The organism is Variovorax sp. Root473, assembly GCF_001426505.1.
Classification (GTDB): Bacteria; Pseudomonadota; Gammaproteobacteria; order Burkholderiales; family Burkholderiaceae_C; genus Variovorax.
Genome location: NZ_LMEV01000013.1, coordinates 244603 through 269013, shown reverse-complemented (window position 1 = coordinate 269013; position 24411 = coordinate 244603). Strand labels below are relative to the sequence as shown.

The window sequence follows — 24411 nt, the reverse complement described above, 5'->3', positions numbered from 1 at the left end:
GGCTGACACCGCGCACGCGCGGGTGTCAGCGAAGGAAGTAGTCGACCGGCACCAGCGGCTGCGGCGCCGGTGTGCCCACCGACTGGCACAGGTCGATCTCGAGCGTGCGGCACAGCGCCTCGAGCGGCAGGTCGTTCGACTCGGTGCCGAAGGGCTCCTCGATCTCGTCGCCGAGCGCATCGAGGCCGAAGAAGGTGTAGGCCACGATCAGTACCACCACCGGCGTCATGAACCCGACCGAGTCCACCAGCCCGAAGGGCAGCAGGTAGCAGTAGAGGTACGCCGTGCGGTGCAGCAGCAGCGTGTACGAAAAGGGAATGGGCGTGCCGAGGATGCGTTCGCACGAAGCGGCCGCAGCACTCAGCGCCGACAGCGTGCCGTCCACGCCCGCCGCCAATGCCGGGTCGATGCGCCGCGCGCGCAGCGCTTCGCGCAGGTCTGCGCCCATGTGCATGAGCAATGCGTGCGGCCGGTTGGCGACCTGCGTCAGGCCCTGCCACTCCGCCTCGCGCAGGAAGGGCTGGGTGTCGGCGGCAGCGTCGGTGCTACGCAGTTGGTGGCGCAGCGCATGAGCAAAGGCCGCGGCGCGCAAGGTCATGCGCACGCGCAGGTCGTCCAGGCGGCGGACGGTGTCGGCGCCGGCGTTCACCGGCGCATCGCCGTCGATGAGGCTCTGGCACTGGCGCGCCAGGTTGCGCGAACGCAGGATCACCTCGCCCCAGAGCTTGCGCGCTTCCCAGAAACGGTCGTAGGCCGCGTTGTTGCGAAAGCCCAGGAAGATCGCCAGCGGCAGGCCCAGCAGCGTGAAGGGCACGGTGCCGAGCGGAATCTTGATCGAGCCGAAGCTGCCGTGAAGCACCGTGACGACGATCGCCACGAGCACATTGAGCGTCAGCGCCGCGGCGATGCGCGGCAGGACGGAGCCCCGCCATGACAGAAACAGCTTGAGCCCGGACGGGCGTTTCCGGACGATCATGAAAGCGGGGTGCAGGGGAGACAGGCAGGCATGGAGGCCGCGCACGCCGCAAGGCCCGCGCGGGCGCTGATTGTCGCCGAGGCGTCTGCGCGAGGGCGACCAGGCACCCCAAGACCAACGAAGACGGTCGGGCTCAGCGCACGAGCCACAGCCCGACGCCCAGGAGGACGGCCTGCGCAGCCAGCGCGATGTAAAAGAGCTTGCGCGAGGGCGTCGCCATCTCCTGCAGCACCTCGTGGATGCGGCGCGTGAGCAGGGCGCGCAGGGCCGGGTCTTCGCCCGTCGCCGGCGTCGTCGCACCGTGCGCGGCACGTTCCTGCTGCCACTCGGCCAGCATGTCGCTCAGGGGCAGGCGGCCCAGCACGAAGCCGACCACCGCGCGCACGGCCCGGCCTTCGCCGAGCACCGGCGCGAGCTGCTGGCACAGAGCGTCGGGCGAGAGCCAGTCGGCCACGCGCTGCATGCCGCCGTGCGTGCGCGGCATGGCTTCGATGCGGCCCGCGATGGCGTCGCCCAGCCGCTGCGACACGGCCTCGCCGCGCGCCGCAACCAGGTGCTGCATCGCGCGGGCGCGGCCCCGCTGCACGCCGAGCAGGAAGTACACGCCGACAAACAACGCCAGGAGAACGGCCACCAGCAACGGCGGCGACGTGATCAGCGCCACGATGGCGCCGGCCCCGCCGGCCCGCGCCGCCGTGTTGCCCGGCCCCTGCAGCTGGCTGACGTAGTAGAAGAACACGCCGCCGCCGAGGAACAGGCCGATCAGCGCGCCCTTGATGGCCGAGCCGGCGAAGGCGAAGCCGGCCTTCGCGCCAGTGCGAACGAGAGACTGCGGAGGGGCGGGTGGCGACGACATGGGCGGTTCCTCGGTTTTTTGAAAAGCCGCCTCCTGCGAGGCCGGTCGCTGGCGATCATGCCACCGCCTTCCCGCACCATAATCGCGCGACACAACAACGAGGAGGATCGCCGTGGGAACCGTCAGATTTCAGAAACCGACCGGCGCATTCGTCGCCGCGTCCTGGGCCGCGCTGATCATCGGCGCCATCGTGTACCTGCTCGGGCTGTGGAATGCCGCGATGCAGCTCAACGAGAAGGGCTACTACTTCACCATCCTGATGTACGGGCTGTTCTCCGCCGTGTCGCTGCAAAAGACGGTCCGTGACCGGCTCGAGGGCATCTCGGTCACCGGCATCTACTTCGGCCTGTGCTGGGTCTCGCTGCTGCTGTCGGTGGGCCTGCTGGCCATCGGCCTGTTCAACGCCTCGCTGGCCGCGAGCGAAAAGGGCTTCTACGCCATGGCCTTCCTGCTGAGCCTGTTCGGCGCGGTGGCCGTGCAGAAGAACGTGCGCGACATTGCCGCGTACAAGGCCGAGAACCCGCTGGCCGACGACGTCGCGGCCGCCGAGTAGACACGCCGGGCTCAGCCCGCCTCAAGCAGGCGGCGCAGGGCCTGCAGGTCGCGCGCGATCCATTCGGCATCGCGCGCAAAGGCCGCATCGTCCATGTGCGGCTGGCGCAGCAACGTGAACTGCAGCTCGCACACCCCCGGCGCCACGCCGATCACGCGAAACGGCAGGTAGACCTCGGGCACGCCTTCGGGCGCCACCCAGTGGTCGAGCACGCCGAGATCATTGGGCGGCGCAAAGCGCATGCGGGCCTCGCCGCTTTCGGGTGTGCGCACGATCCAGTGGTCGCCGTGCGGCACCAGTGCGCTTTTCGAGAGGCCACTGGCCCAGTCGGGCAGCCGTGTCGGGTCGGACGCGAGCGCATAGGCGTCGCGCCATTCGCAGTTCACGCGCTGCGTGATGACGCGGGAGGGCGCGCCGTCTTCACTCGTCGGGGTTGTCGTCGCTTGTGTCATCGAAGTCGCTCCTGAGCACCTTGGACACGACAGCGCCCGAGAAACCGCGCGCCATCAGGAATCGCATCTGTTTCGCGCGCTCCTTCGCATCGGCCGGTGGCGCGTCGAAGCGGCGGCGCCACAGGGCCGTGGCGCGCTCGACTTCGGTCTCCTTCAAGCCGGCCACCGCCTGCGCGATGGCTTCGGGCGCGATGCCCTTGGCCTGCAGCTCCTGCTTCACGCGCAGTGCACCCGAACGGGCGGCGCGCTGGTGCAGCACCGAGGCGACGACGCGCGGCTCGCTGATGAAGTCCTTGGCGGCCAGCTCATCGAGCGCCTTGGCCAGCGTGCCGGGCTCTTCCTCGTGCCTGGCCAGCTTGCGCTCCAGCTCCGCGCGCGAATGCTCGCGCTGGCTCAGGAGGCGCAGCGCGCGGCCTTTGAGGGAGGGGGCGCTGAAAGCCATTTGGTGAGTCGCTCGCGCGGCCCTCGCAGTGCGCGAAGGGCTGCGCGAAGGGCCGCCTTCCTTGAACTTACTCCGCCGCCTTGTCGGCCTTCGATGCCTTGGCAGGCTTCTCGGCCTTCTCGGGTTCGGCGCCCGCATCGGCGGCCAGCAGCGGGATGCCCAGCGACTCGCGCACCTTGTTCTCGATCTCGCGCGACAGGTCGGGGTTCTCGCGCAGGAACTCGCGGGCGTTGTCGCGGCCCTGGCCGATCTTCTCGCCGTTGTAGGCGTACCAGGCGCCCGACTTGTCGATGATCTTGGCCGTGACGCCCATGTCGATGATCTCGCCTTCGCGGCTGATGCCTTCGCCGAACAGGATGTCGAACTCCGCCGTCTTGAACGGCGGGCTCACCTTGTTCTTCACCACCTTCACCTTGGTTTCGTTGCCGATGGCTTCGTCGCCCTTCTTGATGGTGCCGATGCGGCGGATGTCCAGGCGCACCGAGGCGTAGAACTTCAGCGCGTTGCCGCCGGTGGTGGTTTCGGGCGAGCCGAACATCACACCGATCTTCATGCGGATCTGGTTGATGAAGATGACCATGCAGTTGGTCTTCTTGATCGTGGCTGTGAGCTTGCGCAGCGCCTGGCTCATCAGGCGGGCCTGCAGGCCGGGCAGCGAGTCGCCCATTTCGCCTTCGATTTCGGCCTTGGGCGTGAGCGCGGCGACCGAGTCGACCACGATCAGGTCGACGGCGCCCGAGCGCACCAGCGAATCGACGATTTCGAGCGCCTGCTCGCCGGTGTCGGGCTGGCTGATCAGCAGGTCGGACAGGTTCACGCCGAGCTTCTGGGCGTACTGCACGTCGAGTGCGTGTTCGGCGTCGACGAAGGCGCAGGTGCCGGCCTGCTTTTGCATGGAGGCGATCACCTGCAGCGTGAGCGTGGTCTTGCCCGAGGATTCCGGGCCGTAGATTTCAACGACGCGGCCGCGCGGCAGGCCGCCGACGCCCAGGGCGATGTCCAGGCCCAGCGAGCCGGTGGAGACCACCTGGATGTCTTCGAGCGCCTCGCCTTCGCCCAGGCGCATGATCGTGCCCTTGCCGAACTGCTTTTCGATCTGGGCCAGTGCGGCCTGCAGGGCCTTGGCCTTTTCACTGTTGGCGACCGAGATGCTTGCGCCCTTGACGACTGCGTCCATGTGGAAATCTCCTTGAATATCAACGGTTTGTGTCGGGATTCATCCATCTGCTTTTAACCACAGGCTGGATGCTTGAACAGTAGTGTAGGGGCTCATTAGAGTTTGCAAACCCACTTTATGGTCAGTTTGGCTTACCATTTGACGGCATGTCCGACCCCGCCTTTCCCACCGATCCCGACGCCTGGCGCCAGACCCACCTGGGCCGCCTGCTGGGCCACGCCATGCGTCGCTTCGACGAACGCGTGCTCGCGCTCATGGCGCACGACATCGAGGTGCCGCTGGCGCTGTCGAACCTCGCGGCGCGCGCGCAGGTGAGCGCGGCGCACATCCACATCACGCGGCACCTGGCGCGCGAAGGTTCGCGGCTGACCGAGCTGGCCGAACGCGCCGGCATGACCAAGCAGGCCATGGGCGCGCTGGTCGACCAGTGCGAGGCCTGGGGGCTGGTCACGCGCGGGCCCGACCCGCTCGACGCACGCGCGCGGCGCGTGCTGTTCACGGCCGACGGGCTGGCCTGGCTGGACGCCTTCCGCCGCGCCGTGACGCAGACCGAGCGCGAGTTCCGCGCCAGCGTGGGCGACGAGATCGCCACCGTGGTAACCATCGGACTCGAGGCCTATACAGCGGGCTAGACTCGCGTTGAGACAAATGTGAACAGCGCCGGCATGGCGCCTGAATCCGCCGGAGGTGGCTCATGCGAATACTGATTGCCGAAGACGACCAGGTGCTGGCCGATGCCCTGCTGCGCAGCCTGCGCACCTCGGGCGCGGCGGTCGATCATGTGGCCAACGGCTCGCAGGCCGACACCGCGCTCATGACCCACAGCGAGTTCGACCTGCTGATCCTCGACCTCGGGCTGCCCAGCCTGCACGGCATCGAGATCCTCAAGCGCCTGCGCGCACGCGGCTCGCAGCTGCCGGTGCTGGTGCTCACGGCGGCCGACAGCGTGGAAGAGCGCGTCAAGGGCCTGGACCACGGCGCCGACGACTACATGGCCAAGCCCTTCAGCCTGCAGGAGCTCGAGGCGCGCGTGCGCGCCCTCACGCGGCGCGGCATGGGTGCCACCAGCAACGCGATCCGCCACGGCCCGCTGGTCTACGACCAGGCCGGCCGCGTGGCGACCATCGACGGCAAGATGATCGAGCTGTCGGCGCGCGAACTGGGCCTGCTCGAAGTGCTGCTGCAGCGCGCCGGCCGGCTGGTCAGCAAGGACCAGCTGGTGGACCGGCTGTGCGAATGGGGCGAAGAGGTGAGCATCAACGCCATTGAGGTCTACATCCACCGCCTGCGCAAGAAGATCGAGAAGGGCCCGGTGCGCATCGCGACGGTGCGCGGGCTGGGCTACTGCCTCGAGAAGATTCCCGGTTGAGCGTGCCCCGCCCGCGCTCAATGCCGTCAGGGCTGCTTGCGCAGATTGACGAGCAGCGTGGCGCCGGTGTTCGAACGGATCAGGAACATGAGGCTGCGGAAGTAGCCGTTGCTGTCGTACACGCCCGCCGGCACCAGCCCGATGATGGCCGGCCCGGCATAGCTGCCGGTGGCGGCAGGGGTGAGCTTGCAGTCGTTGGTGCTGGCCGTGGCGGCATTCACGGCCTTCAGCGTGAGGCTGTACATGTTCTTGGCCGAGCCGGGCTGCGCCAGGGCGACGGTGCCCGAGAGCGTGCACTGGCCGATCTGCACGCCGCTCGTGCTGCCGGTGAACACGCCCTGGCCATCGACCTGCACCGTCACGCCCAGGCTCGGGCTGCTGTCGGTGTTGGACCACGTGCCGGCCATGCTCGCCTGCGACACCGCCAGCGCGTTCTCGATCGTGTAGGCCAGCGGGCCGACATCGGACGGCGTGCGGTTGTCGTAGGCGTAGGTGCCATCCACCGACTTCTTCGGCGTGAAGGTGCCCGAGCCCGTCACCGGATATGCGTTGGGCGGAACATACAACTCGGTGTCCGGGTTGAACGACCAGTCGAGCCCCGTGACCTTCAGCGAACCCCACATCGTGCCCCCGAGGAAGCTGCCTGCCAACGAACCGTTGGTGCCGACGAAGGCAATGCCTCGCACGCCCGCGTAAATGCCTTCGCTGTCGTTGCCCACTGCAGCAGTGGAACCGGGCTGCGGCGCGCTCAGCGAAGGCGACGGCTCGGAGCCCGGCACAGGATCGCGATTCTCGGCCGGTGCGGGCGAGGGGGACGGAGAGGGTGCGGGCGCTGGAATCGGTGCGATCGGCAGCATCGGCATGCCACCGCCGCCACCACCACCGCCGCCGCATGCGGTCATGCCCACGCTGGCGGCCAACACGGTCGCGGCCATCCAGAGCGGCTTGGGGCAGCCGCCCACGGTCTTTTGCTTCATGATTTCTCCCTGATGTTTTTGAATTGCAGAAACTGCACACCAAGGCTACAACCAGTCACACCTTGTCAATGAAACGACACAGCCGCAAATCGCAGTATTAGTTCACGCTCTCATGCGTTCTTTCGCCTTGCCAGGAACTCCCTTGAAGCTCTTCCAGCGCGCCCAGCGCTCCCTGTTCGGCGAAATCCTCGACTGGATGCTCACGCCGCTGCTGCTGCTCGTGCCAGTGAGCATCGGCGTGACCTGGCTGGTGGCGCAGGGCATCGCCAATGCGCCCTACGACCGCGCCCTGGAGCACAACGTCAAGGTGCTGGCCGAACTGGTCACGGTGAAAGAGGGGCAGACGCACTTCGTGCTGTCGCAGTCGGCGCGCGAGATCCTGCGCGCCGACGACGCCGGCCACATCTACTACCAGCTGCTCGACGGCCACGGCACGCTGCTGCACGGCGAGCGCGACCTGCCGCAGCCCAACGTGGACGATCCGCCCGGCACGAACGTGGTGCTGCTGCACAACAGCACGGTGCACGGCCAGCCAGTGCGCGTGGCCTCGCTGTGGATTCCCAGCGGCAGCGACGACGTGCCGCCGTCGCTGCTGCAGCTGGCCGAGACACGCGAGAAGCAGGCGGTGCTCGCCACCGAGATCATCAAGGGCGTGCTGCTGCCGCAGTTCGCGATCCTGCCGCTGGCGGTGCTGCTGATCTGGCTGGCGCTGGTGCGCGGCATCAAGCCGCTGTCGGTGGTCGAGGCGCGCATCCGCGAGCGCCGGCCCGGCGACCTGAGCCCGCTCGACGAATCCTCGGTGCCGCTGGAGGTGGTACCACTGGTGTCGTCGGTGAACGAGCTGCTCGACAAGCTCAACGATTCCATCTTCACGCAGAAGCGCTTCCTGGCCGACGCGGCTCACCAGCTCAAGACGCCCCTCGCGGGCCTGCGCATGCAGGCCGACCTGGCGCAGCGCGAAGGCGCCAACGCCGACGAGCTGAAGCAGTCGCTCAAGCAGATCGGCCGCGCCAGCGTGCGCGCGACGCACACCGTGAATCAGCTGCTGTCGCTGGCGCGCGCCGAAGGCACCAGCGCCATGACGCACTGCCAGCCCTGCGACCTCGCGCGGCTGACCATCGAGGTGGTGCGCGAGGCCGTGCCGCGCGCGATCGAGAAGCGCATCGACCTGGGCTACGACGGCGCCCAGGCCGGCGCGCCCGGCGTGATGGTCGAGGGCAACCCGACGCTGCTGAAAGAGCTGGTGCGCAACCTGGTCGACAACGCGCTCAACTACACGCCCTCGACGCCCGAGCGGCCCGGCGTGATCACCGCGCGCGTGCTGGCCGACCCCTTCGGCCACGTGCAGCTGGTGCAGGTGGAGGACAACGGCCCGGGCATCGCCGAGGCCGACCGCGAGCTCGTCTTCGAGCCCTTCTACCGCGTGCTCGGCAACGAGGCGGACGGCTCCGGGCTGGGCCTGCCGATCGTGCGAGAAATCGCCAACCAGCACCGCGCGCAGGTCAAGCTGGAAGACGCGCACCCCGGCAAGCATCCGCCGGGCGCGCTCTTCACCGTGCGCTTCGAGGAGGCCCCTTCGGAATGAACCCGCTCGACACGCTGCGCCAGCGCTTCCTGGAAATCCGCACCGCCACCGACGTGTCGGACATGTTCGACTTCGGTGCCGACCTGCTCCATGCAAGCCACGGTGCTGCAAATGCTCGGCGCATGTTCGCGCGCGCTGCGGTCGCCTGACCGGATCAGGGCGCGGGCTTGGCTTCCTTGCGAATCTGCACCCACTCGGGGTGGATCTGCCGCGCCATGCGCTGCGGCTCGCGCTCGTCGAACGAAGCGGGCGCGAGTCCGAAGCCGGCCAGGTCGCCGCGCGTCCACAGCCAGTAGCCCGCGTTGGCCGCGAGCAGGGCGATGAGGAACAGGCGCAGCTTCATGCCCTCGCTCAGAAAGACATGCCGCGCGGGCGCACGCTCACCTCGTCGCTCGAGATCAGTTGCAGGCCGGCGTCGGTGCGCACCTGCAGCTCGCCGCCCCAGGCCACGCCTTCGCACAGGCCGGCGGTGCCGTCGCTGAGCGTCACCTCGCGCCCGCGCAGCACGTCGCGCGCGGCAAAGCGTTCGGCAAAGGGCGCGAAGCCCTGCGCCTCGAAGGCGAGCACGCTGCGCACCAGCGGCTCGGCCAACGCCTGCAGCACCTCGGGCGCGGACGCGTCGGGCTGCCACTGACGCAGCCAGGCGGGCGGCGTGCGCATGCCGTCGCCTTCGCGCGGGCCGATGTTGATGCCGATGCCGACCACGAGGTAGCGCGCGGCATCGGGCCGGGCGGTCTGCGGCATGGCCGTTTCGATGAGGATGCCGACCAGCTTGCGGTCGTTCACCCAGATGTCGTTCGGCCACTTGAGGCCGACCTGGTGCGCGCCCGTCGGGTCGAGGCTTTCGGCCACGCTCACGCCCACGGCCAGCGACAGGCCCGACCAGTCGGCCGGCGTCAGTGGCATGCCGAGCGAGAAGGTGAGGGAGGCGGGCGCCTCGGGTTGCTGCGCGCTCTGCCACGGGCGGCCGAGGCGACCGCGCCCGGCCGTCTGGCGCTCGGCCACGAGCAGCACGGGGTCGGTGCGACCGGCGCGCGCGCGGCGCATCAGCTCGGTGTTGGTGGAGTCGATTTCGGCCACGGCCTCGACCGCGAAGCCGGGCAGCAGCGGCGCAACCGCCGCGGCGATCCGGTCTTCGAACCAGGCGGAGGCCGGCGTGCCCATCGTCAGTCTCCGGCGGCGGACGGGGCGTCGTCGCGGGACTTCTTCTTGCCCTCGGCCTTTTTCCTGTCGGCCTTCTTGTCCGCTTTTTTCTTCTCGGCTTTCTTGTCGGCCTTCTTCGCGTCCTTGGCCTCGGCCTTCTTCTTCTCGGCCTTCTTTTTGGCCTTCTTCTTTTTCTTCTTGTCCTTTTCTTCGTCCTCGTCCTTCGGCGTCAGCAGCGTGCCGCGGCACTGCTCGGAGCCGCACCAGCACGGAAACTCGGACAGCAGCTTCTCGGTGTAGGGCTCGTCGATGACCAGGCCGTAGTCGTAGTTGAGTTCCTCACCGGCGGCGATGTTTCTCAGGGCCTTGATATAAACGCGCCCATTGACTTCGTCGGCCTCGCAGTTCGGCTCGCACGAGTGATTGATCCAGCGCGCGGCGTTGCCTTCGACATTCCCGTCGATCACACGACCGTCGTCGATGTGGAAGTAGAAGGTGTGATTGGGCTGCGAAGGGTCGTGCGGATGGCGGCGCAGCGCCTCCTTCCAGCTGATGACCTGGCCCTTGTATTCGATCAGCGTTTCGCCTTCCGCCAGGTCCTGCACGGCGAACACGCCGTTGCCGTGGACGGTGGAGCGGCGCGTCTGGATGCGACGACCGCTGGAGCGTGGGGATTTGGAAGGCATCGCCGAAGTCTGTTAGGTTGAATATGCACACATGCGTGTGCGCGCGTGTGCACGCGGGAAGCCGCAGAGTATAGAGAGCCCTCAGATGACAAAAACTTTGGTAATCGCAGAAAAGCCGTCGGTGGCCCAGGACATCGTCCGGGCCCTCACGCCGGTGGCCGGCAAGTTCGACAAACATGACGAGCATTTCGAGAACGACACCTACGTCGTGACCAGCGCCGTGGGCCACCTGGTCGAGATCCAGGCCCCGGAGGAATTCGACGTCAAGCGCGGCAAGTGGAGCTTCGCCAACCTGCCGGTGATCCCGCCGCACTTCGACCTCAAGCCGGTCGACAAGACCAAGACGCGCCTGAACGCCGTGGTCAAGCAGGCCAAGCGCAAGGACGTGACGCAGCTCATCAACGCCTGCGACGCGGGCCGCGAGGGCGAACTGATCTTCCGCCTCATCGAGCAGTACGCCGGCGGCAAGAGCCCGCTGGGCAAGCCGGTGAAGCGGCTGTGGCTGCAGTCGATGACGCCGCAGGCGATCCGCGACGGCTTCGATGCGCTGCGCACCGAAAAGCAGATGCAGGGCCTGGCCGACGCCGCGCGTTCGCGCTCGGAGGCCGACTGGCTGGTGGGCATCAACGGCACGCGCGCGATGACCGCGTTCAATTCGCGCGACGGCGGCTTCTTCCTCACGACCGTGGGCCGCGTGCAGACACCGACGCTGTCGGTCGTCGTGGAGCGCGAGGAGCAGATCCGCAAGTTCGTCTCGCGCGAGTACTGGGAAATCCACGGCAGCTTCGCGGCCGAGGCCGGACAGTACCCGGGCAAGTGGTTCAACCCCGACTGGAAGAAAGCCAACGCGCCGCTCCTGGCCAACGGCGAGCCCGATGCCGAGCAGCGCGCCGACCGCGTGTGGTCCGAGCAGGAAGCCCGCGCCATCGCCGACGCCTCGCGCGGCAAGCCCGCCACGGTCACCGAAGAGAGCAAGCCCACCACGCAGGCCTCGCCCGCGCTGTTCGACCTGACCTCGCTGCAGCGCGAGGCCAACGGCCGCTTCGGCTTCAGCGCCAAGACCACGCTCGCACTGGCCCAGAGCCTGTACGAACGCCACAAGGCGCTGACCTACCCGCGTACCGATTCGCGCGCGCTGCCGGAAGACTATCTGCCGGTGGTCAAGCAGACCATGGAAATGCTCGCCGGCAGCGGCATGAAGCACCTGGCGCCGTTCGCGCAGCAGGCGGTCGACGGCAACTACGTCAAGCCCAACAAGCGCATCTTCGACAACGCCAAGGTGTCGGATCACTTCGCGATCATCCCGACGCTGCAGGCCCCCAGCGGCCTGAGCGAGGCCGAGCAGAAGCTCTATGACTTCGTGGTGCGCCGCTTCCTCTCGGTGTTCTTTCCGAGCGCCGAGCACCAGGTGACCACGCGCATCAGCACGGTGGAGCAGGGCGGCAAGAAGTACCCGTTCCGCACCGACGGCAAGGTGCTGGTGAAGCCGGGCTGGCTCGCCATCTACGGCAAGGAAGCCCAGGACGACGAGAAGGAAGACGACAAGGACGGCAAGCGCCTCGTGCCGGTGAAGCCGGGCGAGATCGTGCAGAACGAGTCGGCCGACCTCAAGGGCCTGAAGACGCGCCCGCCCGCACGCTATTCCGAAGCCACGCTGCTGGGCGCCATGGAAGGCGCCGGCAAGACCATCGACGACGACGAACTGCGCGAGGCCATGCAGGAAAAAGGCCTGGGCACGCCAGCCACGCGCGCGGCCACCATCGAAGGGCTGATCGCCGAGAAGTACATGCTGCGCGAAGGCCGCGAGCTCATCCCGACCGCCAAGGCCTTCCAGCTCATGACGCTGCTGCGCGGCCTGGGCGTGGAAGAACTGTCCAAGGCCGAGCTCACCGGCGAGTGGGAATACAAGCTCGCGCAGATGGAGAAGGGCGCCCTGAGCCGCGACGCCTTCATGCGTGAGATCGCCCAGATGACGGAGCACATCGTCAAGAAGGCCAAGGAGTACGACCGCGACACCGTGCCCGGCGACTACGCCACGCTCGCCACGCCGTGCCCGAACTGCGGCGGCGTGGTGAAGGAGAACTACCGCCGCTACGGCTGCACCGGCAAGAGCGGCACGGGCGAGGACGCCTGCGGCTTCTCGTTCGGCAAGTCGCCCGCGGGGCGCACCTTCGAGGTGGCCGAGGCCGAACAGCTGCTGGCCAACAAGCACATCGGCCCGCTCGATGGCTTCCGCTCCAAGGCAGGCTGGCCTTTCACGGCCGAGATCATCCTCAAGTACGACGGGGAAGAAGCGAAGAACTGGAAGCTGGAGTTCGACTTCGGCGACGACAAGAACGCCGAGAGCGGCGAGATCGTCGATTTCAGCCAGCAGGACACCGTGGGTCCGTGCCCCGTGTGCGGCGCGCCGGTGTTCGATCACGGCAGCAACTACGTCTGCGAGAAGTCGGTGCCGACGAACGAGCAGCCGACCCCCAGCTGCACCTTCAAGACCGGCAAGATCATTCTGCAGCAGCCGGTCGAGCGCGACCAGATGGAAAAGCTGCTGGCCACCGGCAAGACCGACCTGCTCGACAAGTTCGTGTCGATGCGCACGCGCCGCGCCTTCAAGGCCTTCCTCACGTGGAACGCCGAAGAAGGCAAGGTGACCTTCGAATTCGCACCGCGCGAAGGCGGCAGCAAGTTCCCGCCGCGCAAGACCTTCGGCAAGCCGGCCGCCAAGACCGCGGCGGCCAAGAAGGTCGCGGCGAAGAAGACGCCCGCCGCCAAGAAGGCACCGGCCGAGAAGAAGGCGGCCAAGCCGCGCAAGCCGGGCGCGGGCCTCAAGCCCAGCGACTCGCTGGCCGCGGTGATCGGCGCCGAACCGGTGGCGCGCACCGAGGTCATCAAGAAGCTGTGGGACTACATCAAGGCCAACAACCTGCAGGACGCGACCAACAAGCGCGCGATCAACGCCGACGCCAAGCTCAAGCCGGTGTTCGGCAAGGACCAGGTGACGATGTTCGAACTCGCGGGCATCGTGGGCAAGCACCTCTCGGCGCCCGACGCGGCCTGACAAGGCCTGAGCGCCGCGGGCGCCCCGGCCTTGTCAGGCCGGCGGCGCCGCCTCTTCCCCGTCTTCCCCGCTGCGGTCGACCTCGGCCAGCAGCCAGTGGCGGAAATGATCGAGCGTGGCCAGCTGGCCACGCCCTTCCGGGTAGCAAAACCAGTAGCCCTCGTTGCCGCGGTAGCCACCACCGGGCAGCGGCTCCTCCACCAGCCCCGAGGTGATTTCGTCCCGCACCAGGCAACGCGGCACCAGCGCCACGCCCATGCCGGCCATGACGGCGCGGATCATGGTCTGGAACTGGTCGAACTGCAGCCCGGCCAGCGGGTCGAGCCCGCGCACGCCGTGCGCCTCGCTCCAGTGCAGCCACGACTGCGGCACGCTCACGTGGCGCAGCAGCGTGCAGCGCGCCACGTCCTGCGGCGTGCGGATGGCGGCCTCGGCCTGCGCGGCGCGCGGGGCGATCAGCGCCACGTCCCGCCCTGCGAGGTAGTGCGAGCGCGCGCCGGGCCAGTGGCCGTCGCCGAACAGGATGGCGCAGTCGAGCTCGGGCCGCTCGAAGTCATAGCCATGCACGAAGGGCACGAAATGCAGCGTGATCTGCGGATGCCGCTGCTGGAAATCGGGCAGGCGCGGAATCAGCCACTTGGCGCCGAAGGTGGGCAGGGTCGACAGGTGCAGCGCACCGCCGCCGTCGCCGCTGGTGATGAGCTCCAGCGTCGCCGCCTCCAGCTGCGCCAGCAGGGCGCGCACCGCCTTTTCGTAGCGCTCGCCGGCTGGCGTGAGCGCCAGGCGCTTGCGGCTGCGCTCGAACAGCGGCGCGCCGATCCAGCGTTCGAGCTCCTGCACCTGCTTGCTCACCGCGCCCTGCGTCAGGTGCAGCGCCTCGGCCGCGCGCGACACGCCGCCGAAGCGCACCACGGTGGAGAAGGCGCGAAGCAGGTTCAGGGGCGGATTGAGGCGTCGCAGCGACATGGGGAGTCCATCAAATCATTCCAGAATGGAATGATATCGGGTATATCCTTTGCTTCAGGTGAGCTGCAGCTTTGCACATTCACTCATCGTTCCATTGGAAGAACCCTCATGCAACGTCGTCATTTCCTCTCCACCCTGGCCGCCGCTTCTTTCGCCCCAGGAATATCCTTTGCCCAAGGCAGGCCGATCCGCCTGGTCGTGCCTTTCCCGCCCGGTGGCGCCACCGACATCACGGCCCGCGTGCTCTCCGAGCCCCTGGCCAAGATCCTCCAGCAGCCCGTGGTGATCGACAACCGCGCCGGCGCGGGCGGCTCGATCGGCATGGCCGAGCTGGCACGCGCCACGCCCGATGGCCTGGCCTTCGGCATCGCCACGCTGTCCACGCACGGCGTGAACCCGGCCGTGTACCAGAAGCTGCCTTACGACCCGATCAAGGGCTTCGCGGCCGTGAGCGAGCTGGTGAAGGCGCCGGGCGTGATCGTCATCAACCCGGCCGTGCTGCCGGTCGGCAGCTTCGCGGAACTCGTGAAGTACCTGAAGGCCAACCCCGGCAAGGTGTCGTATGCCTCGCCGGGCAACGGCACCATCGGCCACATGTGGGGCGAACTGTTCAAGAGCAGCACCGGAACCTCGATGGTGCACATCCCCTACCGCGGTGCGGGCCCGGCCATCAACGACGTGCTCGCGGGCCAGGTGCCGGTGTACTTCGACCAGGTGGCCTCGTCGCTGCCGCACGTGAAGGCCGGCAAGCTCAAGGCGCTGGCCGTGTCCTGGAGCGGCCGCCTCGACGTGCTGCCCGACGTGCCGACCTACGGCGAGCTGGGCTACGCGGCCAGCAATGACCCGTCGTGGTTCGGCATGATCGCGCCCGCCGGCACGCCCGCCGAGCTGGTGCTGCGCATGCAGCAGGCCGTGGCCACCGCGCTGAAGGACCCCGCGGTGCGCGAGCGCCTGTCGCTGCAGGGGCTGTACGCCTCGGGCACCACGCCGGCCGAGTTCACGAAGCAGATCGCGAGCGAGATCGAGAAGATGAAGAAGGTGGCCGCCTTCGCGCGCATCCGACTGGACTGACCGACACCGCCTATGCATCCAGTCCTGAAACTGATTCAAACCCGTGCCCAGGTGACCAGCGTCGCCGGGCACACCCCGCTGGTGCTGGACTCCCCGCACAGCGGCACCGTCTACCCCGAGGACTTCCGGCCCGCGTGCGAACTCGCCACGCTGCGCCGGGCCGAGGACACCCACGTCGAGAAGCTCTACGACTTCGCGAGCGACGTGGGCGCCGCCTGGATCGAGGCGCACTTTCCGCGCAGCTACCTGGACGCCAACCGCGACATGACCGAGGTCGACACCACCATGCTCGACGGCCCGTGGACCGCCCCGGTGTCGACCGATCCGCGCGTGCTGTCGAAGGTGCGCCTGGGCAAGGGCCTGATCTGGAAGCTCACCGACGAAGGCCTGCCGATCTACGACCGGCCGCTCACGGTGGCCGAGGTGCGCCAGCGCATCGACCAGTGCTGGCACCCGTACCACGCGGCGGTGGCGCAGGCCATCGACGCCGCGCATGCGCGGCACGGCTACAGCATCCACATCAACTGCCACTCGATGCCGGCGATTGCGGGCAGCCACGCCACCGACTTCCCGGGGCTGGTGCACGCCGACTTCGTGATCGGCGACCGCGACGGCAGCACGGCCGACCCGGCGCTGTCGCAGCGGCTGTGCGCGCACCTGCGCGCACGCGGCTACAGCGTGGACTACAACCACCCGTACAAGGGCGTGGAACTGGTGCGTCGGCACGGCAATCCGGCGGCGAACCGGCACAGCATCCAGGTCGAGATCAACCGCAAGCTCTACATGGACGAGGCCACGCTGGCGCTCGACGAGGCCGGCGCCGCGCGGCTGCGGGCCGACCTGCGCTCGATGGTGGAGATGCTGCTGGCGACCGACCCGCGCGTTGCAGGCTGAACAACGCTGCCCCTGCAGGGGCAGGTGTCTTTGTTACAGGGTGGCCGGGACCGCGACCTATAGTGGGACGTCCTTTGTTCTCTGGAGTCCTGCCGTGAAGTCGATCCTTGCCGCCCTCGCCGTCCTTGCGACCGGCCTGCTGGTTTCGGGCTGCGCCGGCACCGCGCCGTCGCCGTCTTCGTCCTCCACGTCATCGGGCAGCGGCGTGACGGTGTTCGGCACCATCGACGCCGGCGTCAGCGGCACGACGAACAAGTCGTCGCGCTGAGCCAGAGCCTCAGGCGACCGTCGCCAGGTAGCCACGCAGCGCGTCACGCAACTGGCGTGACAGCGCCTGCAGGTCGGGCCGCCCGCCCGTGCCCAGGTGGGTGTGCGCGACCAGCCCGTAGATGATGGTCTGGCACACGCGCGCCGCCTCTTTCTTCTTCGGACCGTCGGCCTTCACGTCGCCCGCCGCGTCCAGCACGCCCACCCATTCGGCCACGAAGCGGTCGTACATCTTGCGGTAGGCCTCGGGGCTGGAGAGGTGCCGCTCCAGGAGGTAATGCGCCCCCCAGGCCAAGGGCTGCGCGCGGTGTGCGTCGAGCTGCGCCTCGATCACCGCATCGACGATCTCGCGCCACGGCCGGCTGGCGTTCGTGGCCACGGCCGCGCGCATGTCGAGCAGCAGCGCCTTGGAGCGCAGGTGCAGGCACACGCGCGCCAGGTCCTCCTTGTTCTCGAAGTATTCGTAGAAGCTGCCCAGGCCCGTGCCCGCCACGGCCACGATCTCGCGGATCGTGATGGCGGCATAGCCCTTCTCGACCAAAAGCCGAACAAAGGCGTCCTGCAGCGCCTGCGAGGTGTGGCGCGCGCGGGACTGGCGCGGCTTCCTCCTCGGGGCGGCCACGGGCACGCGCACGCCGGTCATGAGCGCCGAACCCGAACACCTGGCGGGCGGGTTGTTCCTAGAATTTTTGATCCAATCGAAAGGCATTCTGCAATGACCTCACCCGACCGCACCCCCGAGACAACGCCCCCCGCCGTCTACACCGGCGAGGGCGATGCGTGGCTGCCCGACGCCCTCTCGCGCGGCCCCTGGGACCCACGCGCGCAGCACGGCGGCGCACCCGCCGCGCTGCTCGCGCACATCGCCGAACGCGCGGCGCCCGGCCCCGGGTGGCAGCTGGCGCGGCTCACGCTCGAGCTGGTCAAGCCGGTGCCGGTGGCGCCGCTGGCCACGCGCACGCAGTCGCAGTCCTCGCGCGCCACGGTGCGCGTGGGCATCGACCTGCTCGCGGGCGACACGGTGGTGGCCCGCGCGCACGCGCTGCTGCTGAAGACCTCGCCGCTGACCTTGCCGGCGAACCTGCCCGCGGGCGACGCGCCGCGCGAACTGCTGCCGCTGCCCGAGGTCTGCACCGAACGGCTGCGCATTCCCGGCCTGCCCGACGGCCTCTCGTTCCACCAGACTGCCGTCGAATCGCGCCTGGCGCAGGGCGACATCGCGCAGCCCGGCGCGGGTGCCGCGTGGTTCCGGCTCGCCGTGCCGCTGGTGCGCGGCGTGGCCACCTCGCCCGCGATGCGCGCGGCGGCGGCGGCCGACTTCGGCAACGGCCTGAGCTGGGTGCTGTCGCCCGCCGACTTCCTGTTCTCGAACGCCGATCTCAACCTGAACCTGTTCCGCGTGCCCGAAGGCGAGTGGATCGGCCTGCGCGCCAGCACCGAGATGCACGCCGGCGGTGCGGGCCTCACCGTGTCCCACCTGTACGACGCGCGCGGCCTGATCGGCCTCGCGACCCAGACGCTGGTGGTGCGCGAACGCGCCACCGCCTGAACACGCCCCTCTTTCACCGCTTCACGGAGACCACGCCATGACCACCACCGGAATCCACCCCGACAACCAGGTCCCCGAGCTCAAGGACTACAACGTCTACACCAGCGACCCCGCACTGCGCGGCGCGGTGGCGCGCGGCGGCGCCGCCTGGCGCGACGACGAGCTGGTGCGCCAGGGCGCCGAGTACGGCGCCGAGGCCACGCTGCGCGCCGCCGAGGACGCCAACCGCCACGAGCCCGAGCTGCACACGCACTCGCGCACCGGCACGCGCATCGACAGCGTGCAGTTCCACCCCGCGTGGCACACCCTGATGTCGATCGCGCGGCGCAACGGCATCGCCAACCTGCCGTTCTTCGACGAGCGACCCTCGGCCTGGGTGGGCTACGGCGCGTCGCTGTACATGCACAGCCAGATCGAGTCGGGCTCCACCTGCCCGACCACCATGACCAAGGCCTGCATCCCCGTGATGCGCCGCAACGCCGCGCTGTACGCCGACCTGCAGGGCAAGCTCGCATCGGGCGAGCACGATGCGCGCGACATCCCCCTCGAAGGCAAGACCTCGATGACCGTCGGCATGGGCATGACCGAGAAGCAGGGCGGCAGCGACGTGCGCACCAACACCACGCGCGCCGTGCCGGCGGGCAGCGGCCCGTGGGGCGAAGAGTTCCTCATCACCGGCCACAAGTGGTTCTTCTCGGCGCCGATGTGCGACGGCCACCTGGTGCTGGCCAAGACCGACGAGCACGGCTCCTCGTGCTTCTTCATGCCGCGCTGGCGGCCCGACGGCAGCAAGAACGCGATCCACATCCAGCGCCTGAAGGACAAGGTCGGCAACCGTTCCAACGCCAGCAGCGAGGTCGAGTTCAAGGAAGCCTGGGGCGTGCTCGTGGGCGACGAGGGCCGCGGCATCCCGACCATCATCGAGATGGCCACCGTGACGCGGCTGGACTGCGCGCTCGCCAGCGCCGGCTTCATGCGCCAGGGCTTCGCGCAGGCGCTGCACTACACGCGCAACCGCCATGCCTTCGGCAAGGCGCTGGTCGACCAGCCCGTGATGACCGAGCTGCTGGCCGACATGGCGCTGGAAACCGAAAGCGCCACGCTGCTGGCGATGGAACTGGCCTCGCGCTTCGGCTCGCCCGCACCGCTGGACACCGCCTGGCGCCGGCTGCTCACGCCCGCCGCCAAGTTCTGGAACTGCAAGCGCGCGGTCGCGCTCACGGGCGAGGCGATGGAAGTGTTCGGCGGCAACGGCTACGTGGAAGACAGCCCGATGGGCCGCCTGTTCCGCGAGGCGCCCGTCAACTCGATCTGGGAAGGCTCGGGCAACGTGATGTGCCTGGACGTGCTGCGTGCCGTGTCGCGCAACCCGGACGACGCGCACCTCGTGCTCGACCACCTGCAGGACGTAACCGCTGGCGACACGCGCCTGCAGGCCGAGGTGCAGGCCCTGCGCCAGATGGTGCAGCTGGCGCCGCAGGACCTGGAACGCCAGGCGCGCCGCTTCACGCAGCGGCTGGTGCGCGCGGCGCAGGCCGGCCTGATGCTGCAGCACGCGAGCCCGGCGGCTTCGGCCGCTTTCGTGTCGAGCCGCTTCGATCCCGACTGGGGCCCGGTCACCGGCATCAGCGCCGGCACCAGCGATCCTGGCGCGCTGGTGCGCGCCGCGTGGCACTGAGCCGATCAGCGCCGCAGCAACGCCTGCCGCAGCAACCGGGACGCGCGGTTGCGAATGCGCCCCTGCATCTCGCGCATGCTCGTGCGCGGCGCCACGCGCGCGGTGGCGCAGGCCCACAAGAAGTCGTGCAGGATCGGCGTGTCGTCCACCGTCTCGGTGCTGCCGTACTTGTGGAACTCCGGGTGCCACTGGGTCGCCGCGATGTAGCCGCGGCCTTTCTCGGGCCGGCGGCGGATGGCCTCGGGCACGCGGTCGGGCAGGCTCCAGGCCTCGACCTCGAAGCCCGGCGCGAGCCCCTTGATGCCCTGGTGATGAATGCTGTTGACGCGCGCCGTGCGCACGTCGGGGAACAGCTTCGACAGGCGCGTGCCCCCGACGATCTCGATCTGGTGGAAGTTCTGGTCGTAGGCCACCGGGTCGCGGTGGCGCAACGTCTCGGGATGGCCGTGCTGCTCCTCGATGTCCTGGTAGAGCGTGCCGCCGAAGGCCACGTTGATCAGCTGCAATCCGCGGCACACGCCGAAGATCGGCTTGCCGGCCTGCTCGAAAGCCTCGACCAGCGCGAGGTCGTACAGGTCGCGGATCTGGTCGCCGATCCACGCGTCTTTCAGGGGTTCTTCGCCGTAGCTGCCGGGCCATACGTCGGCGCCGCCGTGCATCACCACGCCGTCGAGCCACTCGGCGTAGTGCGAGAGCTTGGTGTCGCCGCGTGCCGTCTCGCCCGTGGGGCAGGGCACCATCACCACCATCGCGCCGGCCGACATGAGCCAGTGGGCGATCGACTGTTCGACGTACTGCAGTGTCTTGTTCGTGAAGAGCGAGCGGGCCGGGTCGGCGTGCGAGAAGCAGGCGGACAAGCCGATCTTGAGCCGGGCGGCGACAGGCTGAGACATCTCGATGGGTTCCCTGTGGACAAAGTTCATTGTGCGCCCATCGAACTTCGGTCGTGTGTCAGCCGAACCCCCGAAGTATGCTGTGCGGCGCATCAGGAGACACGCATGAAGACGATCAAGGGGCCGGGCATTTTCCTGGCCCAGTTCGCGGGCGACACGGCCCCGTTCCACTCGCTCGACGCCATCGCCGGATGGGCCGCGGGCCTCGGCTACAAGGGCGTGCAGATCCCCAGCTGGGACACGCGCCTCATCGACCTGAAGCGCGCGGCCCAGAGCAAGACCTACTGCGACGAGATCAAGGGCACGCTCGCCGGCCACGGCCTGGAGATCACCGAGCTTTCGACCCACCTGCAGGGCCAGCTGGTCGCGGTGCACCCGGCCTACGACGCGGGCTTCGACGGCTTTGCGGCGCCCGAGGTGCGCGGCAACCCCGTCGCGCGCCAGCAGTGGGCGGTGCAGCAGCTCCACCACGCGGCCAAGGCCTCGGCGAACCTCGGGCTCACGGCGCACGCGACCTTCTCGGGCGCGCTGGCCTGGCCGTACCTGTATTCGTGGCCACCGCGCCCGGCCGGCCTCATCGAGGAAGCCTTCGACGAGCTGGCGCGCCGCTGGCGCCCGATCCTCGATGCCTTCGATGCCGTGGGCGTCGACGTGGGCTACGAGATCCACCCCGGCGAAGACCTGCACGACGGCGTGAGCTACGAGATGTTCCTGGAGCGCGTGAACAACCATCCGCGCGCCTGCCTGCTCTACGACCCGAGCCATTTCGTGCTGCAGCAGCTGGACTACCTGGCCTACATCGACCACTACCACGAGCGCATCAAGCTCTTCCACGTGAAGGACGCCGAGTTCAACCCGACCGGCAAGCAGGGCGTGTACGGCGGCTTCCAGAGCTGGATCAACCGGGCCGGGCGCTTCCGCTCGCTGGGCGACGGGCAGGTCGACTTCAAGGCCATCTTTTCAAAAATGGCGCAGTACGACTTCCCGGGCTGGGCGGTGCTTGAGTGGGAGTGCTGCATCAAGCACCCGGAAGACGGCGCACGCGAAGGCGCCACGTTCATCCGCGACCACATCATCCGCGTGGCAGACCGCGCCTTCGACGACTTCGCAGCGGGCGGCGCGGACGTGGCGGCGAACCGGCGGATGCTGGGAATCTGAGCCGCACCCGCGGGCGCAGCGGGCACGACTGTGGCGCGTGCGGCGCTTGCCGTGGATGAGTTGCTATATTTTTAATAGCTAACAGCACGTGGCAGGCGGCCCTTGGGGGCCTTTTTCATGCGGACGTTGTTTTTAAGACAAGCAACTGTCATGCCCTGCAAGCTATAATGTCGGGTTCGTTTCGATACCACGACGAAGAATTTCGTCACTCCCGCCGGCTGACCTGCACTGTCCTTGGATGCTTCAGGCCTTTCATTTTCAAGCCGGCTTCACAGTGTGTTGGAGCGCCAGACCGGGCGCCCATGATTGCCACCACTGCCTTCGTTCCTGTTGAAGCGAATTGCGCATCCACCGCGCCGTTGCGGCCGGTCCGCGCCCGTTTTCAATTATTTTTCAGGCTCTTCGCGCTTTGTCTCTGCGCGCGGCGCCAAGGCTTCATGGACATCATTCAACACAGTATCGCGGTGGGCAAGTACCTTGTTTCCCCGCTCATTCGACACCAGGACGACGGCGGCTATGCCGCTTCCGTCTCGATCCGCTCCGGCCACGGCAGCGGCATGCACGACCGCGTGATGCGCTTCACGCCGCGCTTTGCCAGCCACGCCGCCGCGCTCGGCTACGCCATCGAACAGGGCCTGGGCTGGGTGCGCGAACGCGCACCGCAGGCTCCTCTCGCACTTCCGTGCGCGGCCTGAAACAATCACGCCCAATTCCATCTCCAACACACATCGAACGATTCAGAGGTAATCACACATGCCCAAGGAAGAACTGATCGAAATGAACGGCGCAGTGACCGAAGTCCTGCCCGACTCGCGCTACCGCGTCACGCTCGACAACGGTCACCAGCTGATCGCCTACAGCGGCGGCAAGATGCGCAAGCACCACATCCGCATCCTGGCCGGCGACAAGGTCTCGCTCGAACTCTCGCCCTACGACCTGACCAAGGGCCGCATCACGTTCCGCCACCTGGAACGCCGCGGCCCCCCGCCGACCAACAACAACTCGCCCCGTCGCTGAGCGACGCCCGGCCGGCCTTGCAGAGCGCCCTCCCGGAGGGGGCCCTGCAAGGCCTTTGTCATTTCCGGGCGCCACTTTTCCCTTTTGCGTTTTCCTGTCTGTCTCCGGCTGCCGAACGATGAACTCCACCACCTCCCCAGCCGGCGGCCTCCCCGCCGAACCCCACGGCTTTGCCACGCTGGCGCTTTCGCCCCAGATGCTGGCCAACCTCACCCAGCTCGGCTACACGCAGATGACGGCCATCCAGGCCGCCGCACTGCCGCCCGCCCTGCTCGGCAAGGACCTGATCGCGCAGGCCAAGACCGGCAGCGGCAAGACCGCCGCCTTTGCGCTGGCGCTGCTGTCCAACCTGAACCCGCGCCGCTTCGCCGTCCAGGCGATGGTGCTGTGCCCCACGCGCGAGCTGGCCGATCAGGTCACGACCGAGATCCGGCGCCTCGCGCGCGCCGAAGAAAACATCAAGGTCGTCACGCTCTGCGGCGGCGTCGCGCTGCGCGGGCAGATCGCCAGCCTGGAGCACGGTGCGCACATCGTGGTGGGCACGCCGGGCCGCATCATGGACCACCTGGAGCGCGAGAACCTCGACCTCTCGGCGCTGAACACGCTGGTGCTCGACGAGGCCGACCGCATGCTCGACATGGGCTTCTTCGACGACATCGTGAAGGTGGCGCGCCAGTGCCCTTCGGCCCGCCAGACGCTGCTGTTCTCGGCCACGTACCCCGAAGGCATCGCCAAGCTCGCGCAGCAGTTCATGAAGAACCCCGAGCAGATCACGGTGCAGGCGCAACATGAAGGCAGCAAGATCCGCCAGCGCTGGTACCAGGTGAAGGACAGCGAACGCCTGCACACCGTGAGCCTGCTGCTCGACCATTTCCGTCCCGTGAGCACGCTGGCCTTCTGCAACACCAAGCAGCAGTGCCGCGACCTCGTCGAGGTGCTGCAGGCGCAGGGTTTCAGCGCGATGGCGCTGTTCGGCGAACTGGAGCAGCGCGAGCGCGACCAGGTGCTGGTGCAGTTCGCCAACCGCAGCTGCTCGGTGCTCGTGGCCACCGACGTGGCGGCGCGCGGCCTGGACATCTCGCACCTGGAAGCCGTGATCAACGTCGACGTGACGCCCGACTCCGAAATCCACATCCACCGCGTGGGCCGCACCGGCCGTGTGGGCCAGCAGGGCGGCTCCGAAGGCCTGGCGCTGAACCTGGCCAGCATGAACGAGATGGGCTTCGTCGGAAAGATCGAGCAGCTTCAGGGCCGCGAATCCGAATGGCACGACCTCGCCGAGCTCACGCCCGCCCCGGGCGCGCCGCTCACGCCGCCGATGGCCACGCTGCAGATCGTCGGCGGACGCAAGGAAAAGATCCGCGCCGGCGATGTGCTGGGCGCGTTGACCGGCGACTGCGGCTATGCCAAGGAGCAGGTCGGCAAGATCAACGTCAACGAATACTCGACCTATGTTGCGGTGGACCGCAGCATTGCCGAAGAAGCCGCACGCAAGCTCGACAACGGCCGCGTGAAAGGCAAGAGCGTCAGGGTGCGCCTGCTGACACCGCAGTCGACCTGACATCGTCCCTGGCCCCTCGTTTCGGCGCTTGGCAGATGAAATCTGCCGATGTGGCCTAATCGGGGGTCGAACATCTTTTTTATCCG

General features: G+C 68.3%; 27 protein-coding genes. 15 read left to right on the top strand and 12 right to left on the bottom strand.

Going from position 1 to position 24411, the window contains the following annotated elements:
* Nucleotides 1-25: 25 nt before the first annotated feature.
* Together ASD34_RS07700 and ASD34_RS07695 are read right to left on the bottom strand one after the other, a co-directional pair.
* Nucleotides 26-976, bottom strand: coding sequence for a bestrophin family protein (locus ASD34_RS07700; protein WP_056575175.1), 951 nt, complete (start codon nt 974-976; stop codon nt 26-28).
* Between the two features lie 133 nt (nt 977-1109).
* Nucleotides 1110-1832 (bottom strand): hypothetical protein, encoded by a 723-nt coding sequence (locus ASD34_RS07695; protein ID WP_056575172.1) that lies wholly within the window; start codon nt 1830-1832, stop codon nt 1110-1112.
* 112 nt (nt 1833-1944) lie between these two features.
* Here ASD34_RS07695 and yiaA point away from each other — a divergent pair, with 112 nt between their 5' ends.
* Nucleotides 1945-2385, top strand: a complete 441-nt coding sequence (gene yiaA / locus ASD34_RS07690; protein ID WP_056575169.1) for an inner membrane protein YiaA — start codon at nt 1945-1947, stop codon at nt 2383-2385.
* An 11-nt stretch (nt 2386-2396) separates the two neighbouring features.
* On the opposite strand, the gene ASD34_RS07685 is transcribed toward yiaA, so the two are convergent.
* From ASD34_RS07685 to recA, 3 genes are all read right to left on the bottom strand, one after another.
* Nucleotides 2397-2837, bottom strand: a complete 441-nt coding sequence (locus ASD34_RS07685) for a hypothetical protein (RefSeq protein WP_056575162.1) — start codon at nt 2835-2837, stop codon at nt 2397-2399.
* Nucleotides 2806-3279, bottom strand: coding sequence for a recombination regulator RecX (gene recX, locus ASD34_RS07680; protein ID WP_056575159.1), 474 nt, complete (start codon nt 3277-3279; stop codon nt 2806-2808). Before recX ends, ASD34_RS07685 begins: the two co-directional genes overlap by 32 nt.
* A 67-nt stretch (nt 3280-3346) precedes the next feature.
* Nucleotides 3347-4456 carry a recombinase RecA gene (gene recA, locus ASD34_RS07675; protein WP_056575156.1) on the bottom strand — a complete coding sequence of 370 codons (1110 nt, stop codon included), beginning with the start codon at nt 4454-4456 and terminating at the stop codon, nt 3347-3349.
* A 146-nt stretch (nt 4457-4602) separates the two neighbouring features.
* Here recA and ASD34_RS07670 point away from each other — a divergent pair, with 146 nt between their 5' ends.
* Nucleotides 4603-5088 carry a MarR family winged helix-turn-helix transcriptional regulator gene (locus tag ASD34_RS07670; RefSeq protein ID WP_056575151.1) on the top strand — a complete coding sequence of 162 codons (486 nt, stop codon included), beginning with the start codon at nt 4603-4605 and terminating at the stop codon, nt 5086-5088.
* 62 nt (nt 5089-5150) lie between these two features.
* Nucleotides 5151-5825, top strand: a complete 675-nt coding sequence (locus ASD34_RS07665; protein WP_056575150.1) for a response regulator transcription factor — start codon at nt 5151-5153, stop codon at nt 5823-5825.
* A 26-nt stretch (nt 5826-5851) separates the two neighbouring features.
* Here the strand turns inward: ASD34_RS07665 and ASD34_RS07660 are convergent, their stop codons facing one another.
* On the bottom strand, nt 5852-6802 hold the full coding sequence (locus ASD34_RS07660; protein WP_056575149.1) for a hypothetical protein: 951 nt from the start codon (nt 6800-6802) through the stop codon (nt 5852-5854).
* 142 nt (nt 6803-6944) lie between these two features.
* On the opposite strand from ASD34_RS07660, the gene ASD34_RS07655 reads away from it, so the two are divergent.
* Both ASD34_RS07655 and ASD34_RS27485 read left to right on the top strand, forming a co-directional pair.
* Nucleotides 6945-8387, top strand: a complete 1443-nt coding sequence (locus ASD34_RS07655) for a sensor histidine kinase (protein WP_056575148.1) — start codon at nt 6945-6947, stop codon at nt 8385-8387.
* A complete protein-coding gene (locus tag ASD34_RS27485) occupies nt 8384-8536 on the top strand; it encodes a hypothetical protein (protein ID WP_157609654.1) in 153 nt (50 codons plus the stop codon). Before ASD34_RS07655 ends, ASD34_RS27485 begins: the two co-directional genes overlap by 4 nt.
* A gap of 5 nt (nt 8537-8541) precedes the next feature.
* Here the strand turns inward: ASD34_RS27485 and ASD34_RS07650 are convergent, their stop codons facing one another.
* Genes ASD34_RS07650 through ASD34_RS07640 form a run of 3 tightly spaced genes read right to left on the bottom strand, consistent with a single transcriptional unit; the run spans nt 8542 to nt 10216 of the window.
* Nucleotides 8542-8730, bottom strand: a complete 189-nt coding sequence (locus ASD34_RS07650; RefSeq protein ID WP_056575145.1) for a hypothetical protein — start codon at nt 8728-8730, stop codon at nt 8542-8544.
* A gap of 8 nt (nt 8731-8738) precedes the next feature.
* Entirely contained in the window at nt 8739-9551 is an 813-nt protein-coding gene (locus tag ASD34_RS07645; RefSeq protein WP_056575142.1) for a biotin--[acetyl-CoA-carboxylase] ligase, read from the bottom strand.
* A 2-nt stretch (nt 9552-9553) separates the two neighbouring features.
* A complete protein-coding gene (locus ASD34_RS07640) occupies nt 9554-10216 on the bottom strand; it encodes an SET domain-containing protein (protein ID WP_056575136.1) in 663 nt (220 codons plus the stop codon).
* A gap of 85 nt (nt 10217-10301) precedes the next feature.
* Between ASD34_RS07640 and ASD34_RS07635 the strand changes: the two genes are divergently transcribed.
* The gene (locus ASD34_RS07635) at nt 10302-13271 is read left to right on the top strand and encodes a DNA topoisomerase III (protein ID WP_056575114.1); all 2970 of its coding nucleotides are present in this window, start codon (nt 10302-10304) and stop codon (nt 13269-13271) included.
* 33 nt (nt 13272-13304) lie between these two features.
* On the opposite strand, the gene ASD34_RS07630 is transcribed toward ASD34_RS07635, so the two are convergent.
* Nucleotides 13305-14237 (bottom strand): LysR substrate-binding domain-containing protein, encoded by a 933-nt coding sequence (locus tag ASD34_RS07630; RefSeq protein WP_056575111.1) that lies wholly within the window; start codon nt 14235-14237, stop codon nt 13305-13307.
* 108 nt (nt 14238-14345) lie between these two features.
* Between ASD34_RS07630 and ASD34_RS07625 the strand changes: the two genes are divergently transcribed.
* The 3 genes from ASD34_RS07625 to ASD34_RS27855 all read left to right on the top strand — a co-directional run bounded on the left by ASD34_RS07625 (nt 14346) and on the right by ASD34_RS27855 (nt 16470).
* Nucleotides 14346-15308 carry a tripartite tricarboxylate transporter substrate binding protein BugE gene (locus tag ASD34_RS07625; RefSeq protein ID WP_056575108.1) on the top strand — a complete coding sequence of 321 codons (963 nt, stop codon included), beginning with the start codon at nt 14346-14348 and terminating at the stop codon, nt 15306-15308.
* Nucleotides 15309-15320: 12 nt separating this feature from the next.
* Entirely contained in the window at nt 15321-16202 is an 882-nt protein-coding gene (locus ASD34_RS07620; protein WP_056575105.1) for an N-formylglutamate amidohydrolase, read from the top strand.
* A gap of 94 nt (nt 16203-16296) precedes the next feature.
* Complete coding sequence (locus tag ASD34_RS27855; protein ID WP_200937539.1) at nt 16297-16470, top strand: hypothetical protein; 174 nt, start codon at nt 16297-16299, stop codon at nt 16468-16470.
* Nucleotides 16471-16479: 9 nt separating this feature from the next.
* Here ASD34_RS27855 and ASD34_RS07615 read toward each other — a convergent pair whose 3' ends face one another.
* On the bottom strand, nt 16480-17112 hold the full coding sequence (locus ASD34_RS07615) for a TetR/AcrR family transcriptional regulator (protein ID WP_056575102.1): 633 nt from the start codon (nt 17110-17112) through the stop codon (nt 16480-16482).
* 72 nt (nt 17113-17184) lie between these two features.
* On the opposite strand from ASD34_RS07615, the gene ASD34_RS07610 reads away from it, so the two are divergent.
* On the top strand, nt 17185-18018 hold the full coding sequence (locus tag ASD34_RS07610; RefSeq protein ID WP_056575097.1) for a thioesterase family protein: 834 nt from the start codon (nt 17185-17187) through the stop codon (nt 18016-18018).
* Nucleotides 18019-18055: 37 nt separating this feature from the next.
* On the top strand, nt 18056-19696 hold the full coding sequence (locus tag ASD34_RS07605) for an acyl-CoA dehydrogenase family protein (RefSeq protein WP_056575094.1): 1641 nt from the start codon (nt 18056-18058) through the stop codon (nt 19694-19696).
* 5 nt (nt 19697-19701) lie between these two features.
* On the opposite strand, the gene ASD34_RS07600 is transcribed toward ASD34_RS07605, so the two are convergent.
* Nucleotides 19702-20589, bottom strand: a complete 888-nt coding sequence (locus ASD34_RS07600; protein WP_056575090.1) for a gamma-glutamyl-gamma-aminobutyrate hydrolase family protein — start codon at nt 20587-20589, stop codon at nt 19702-19704.
* A 105-nt stretch (nt 20590-20694) separates the two neighbouring features.
* Between ASD34_RS07600 and ASD34_RS07595 the strand changes: the two genes are divergently transcribed.
* The 4 genes from ASD34_RS07595 to dbpA all read left to right on the top strand — a co-directional run bounded on the left by ASD34_RS07595 (nt 20695) and on the right by dbpA (nt 24325).
* Nucleotides 20695-21747 carry a sugar phosphate isomerase/epimerase family protein gene (locus tag ASD34_RS07595; RefSeq protein WP_056575086.1) on the top strand — a complete coding sequence of 351 codons (1053 nt, stop codon included), beginning with the start codon at nt 20695-20697 and terminating at the stop codon, nt 21745-21747.
* 437 nt (nt 21748-22184) lie between these two features.
* Complete coding sequence (locus ASD34_RS07590) at nt 22185-22442, top strand: hypothetical protein (protein WP_056575083.1); 258 nt, start codon at nt 22185-22187, stop codon at nt 22440-22442.
* Nucleotides 22443-22500: 58 nt separating this feature from the next.
* On the top strand, nt 22501-22764 hold the full coding sequence (gene infA / locus ASD34_RS07585) for a translation initiation factor IF-1 (protein ID WP_056575080.1): 264 nt from the start codon (nt 22501-22503) through the stop codon (nt 22762-22764).
* Between the two features lie 118 nt (nt 22765-22882).
* On the top strand, nt 22883-24325 hold the full coding sequence (gene dbpA / locus ASD34_RS07580; RefSeq protein ID WP_056575077.1) for an ATP-dependent RNA helicase DbpA: 1443 nt from the start codon (nt 22883-22885) through the stop codon (nt 24323-24325).
* Nucleotides 24326-24411 lie beyond the last annotated feature (86 nt).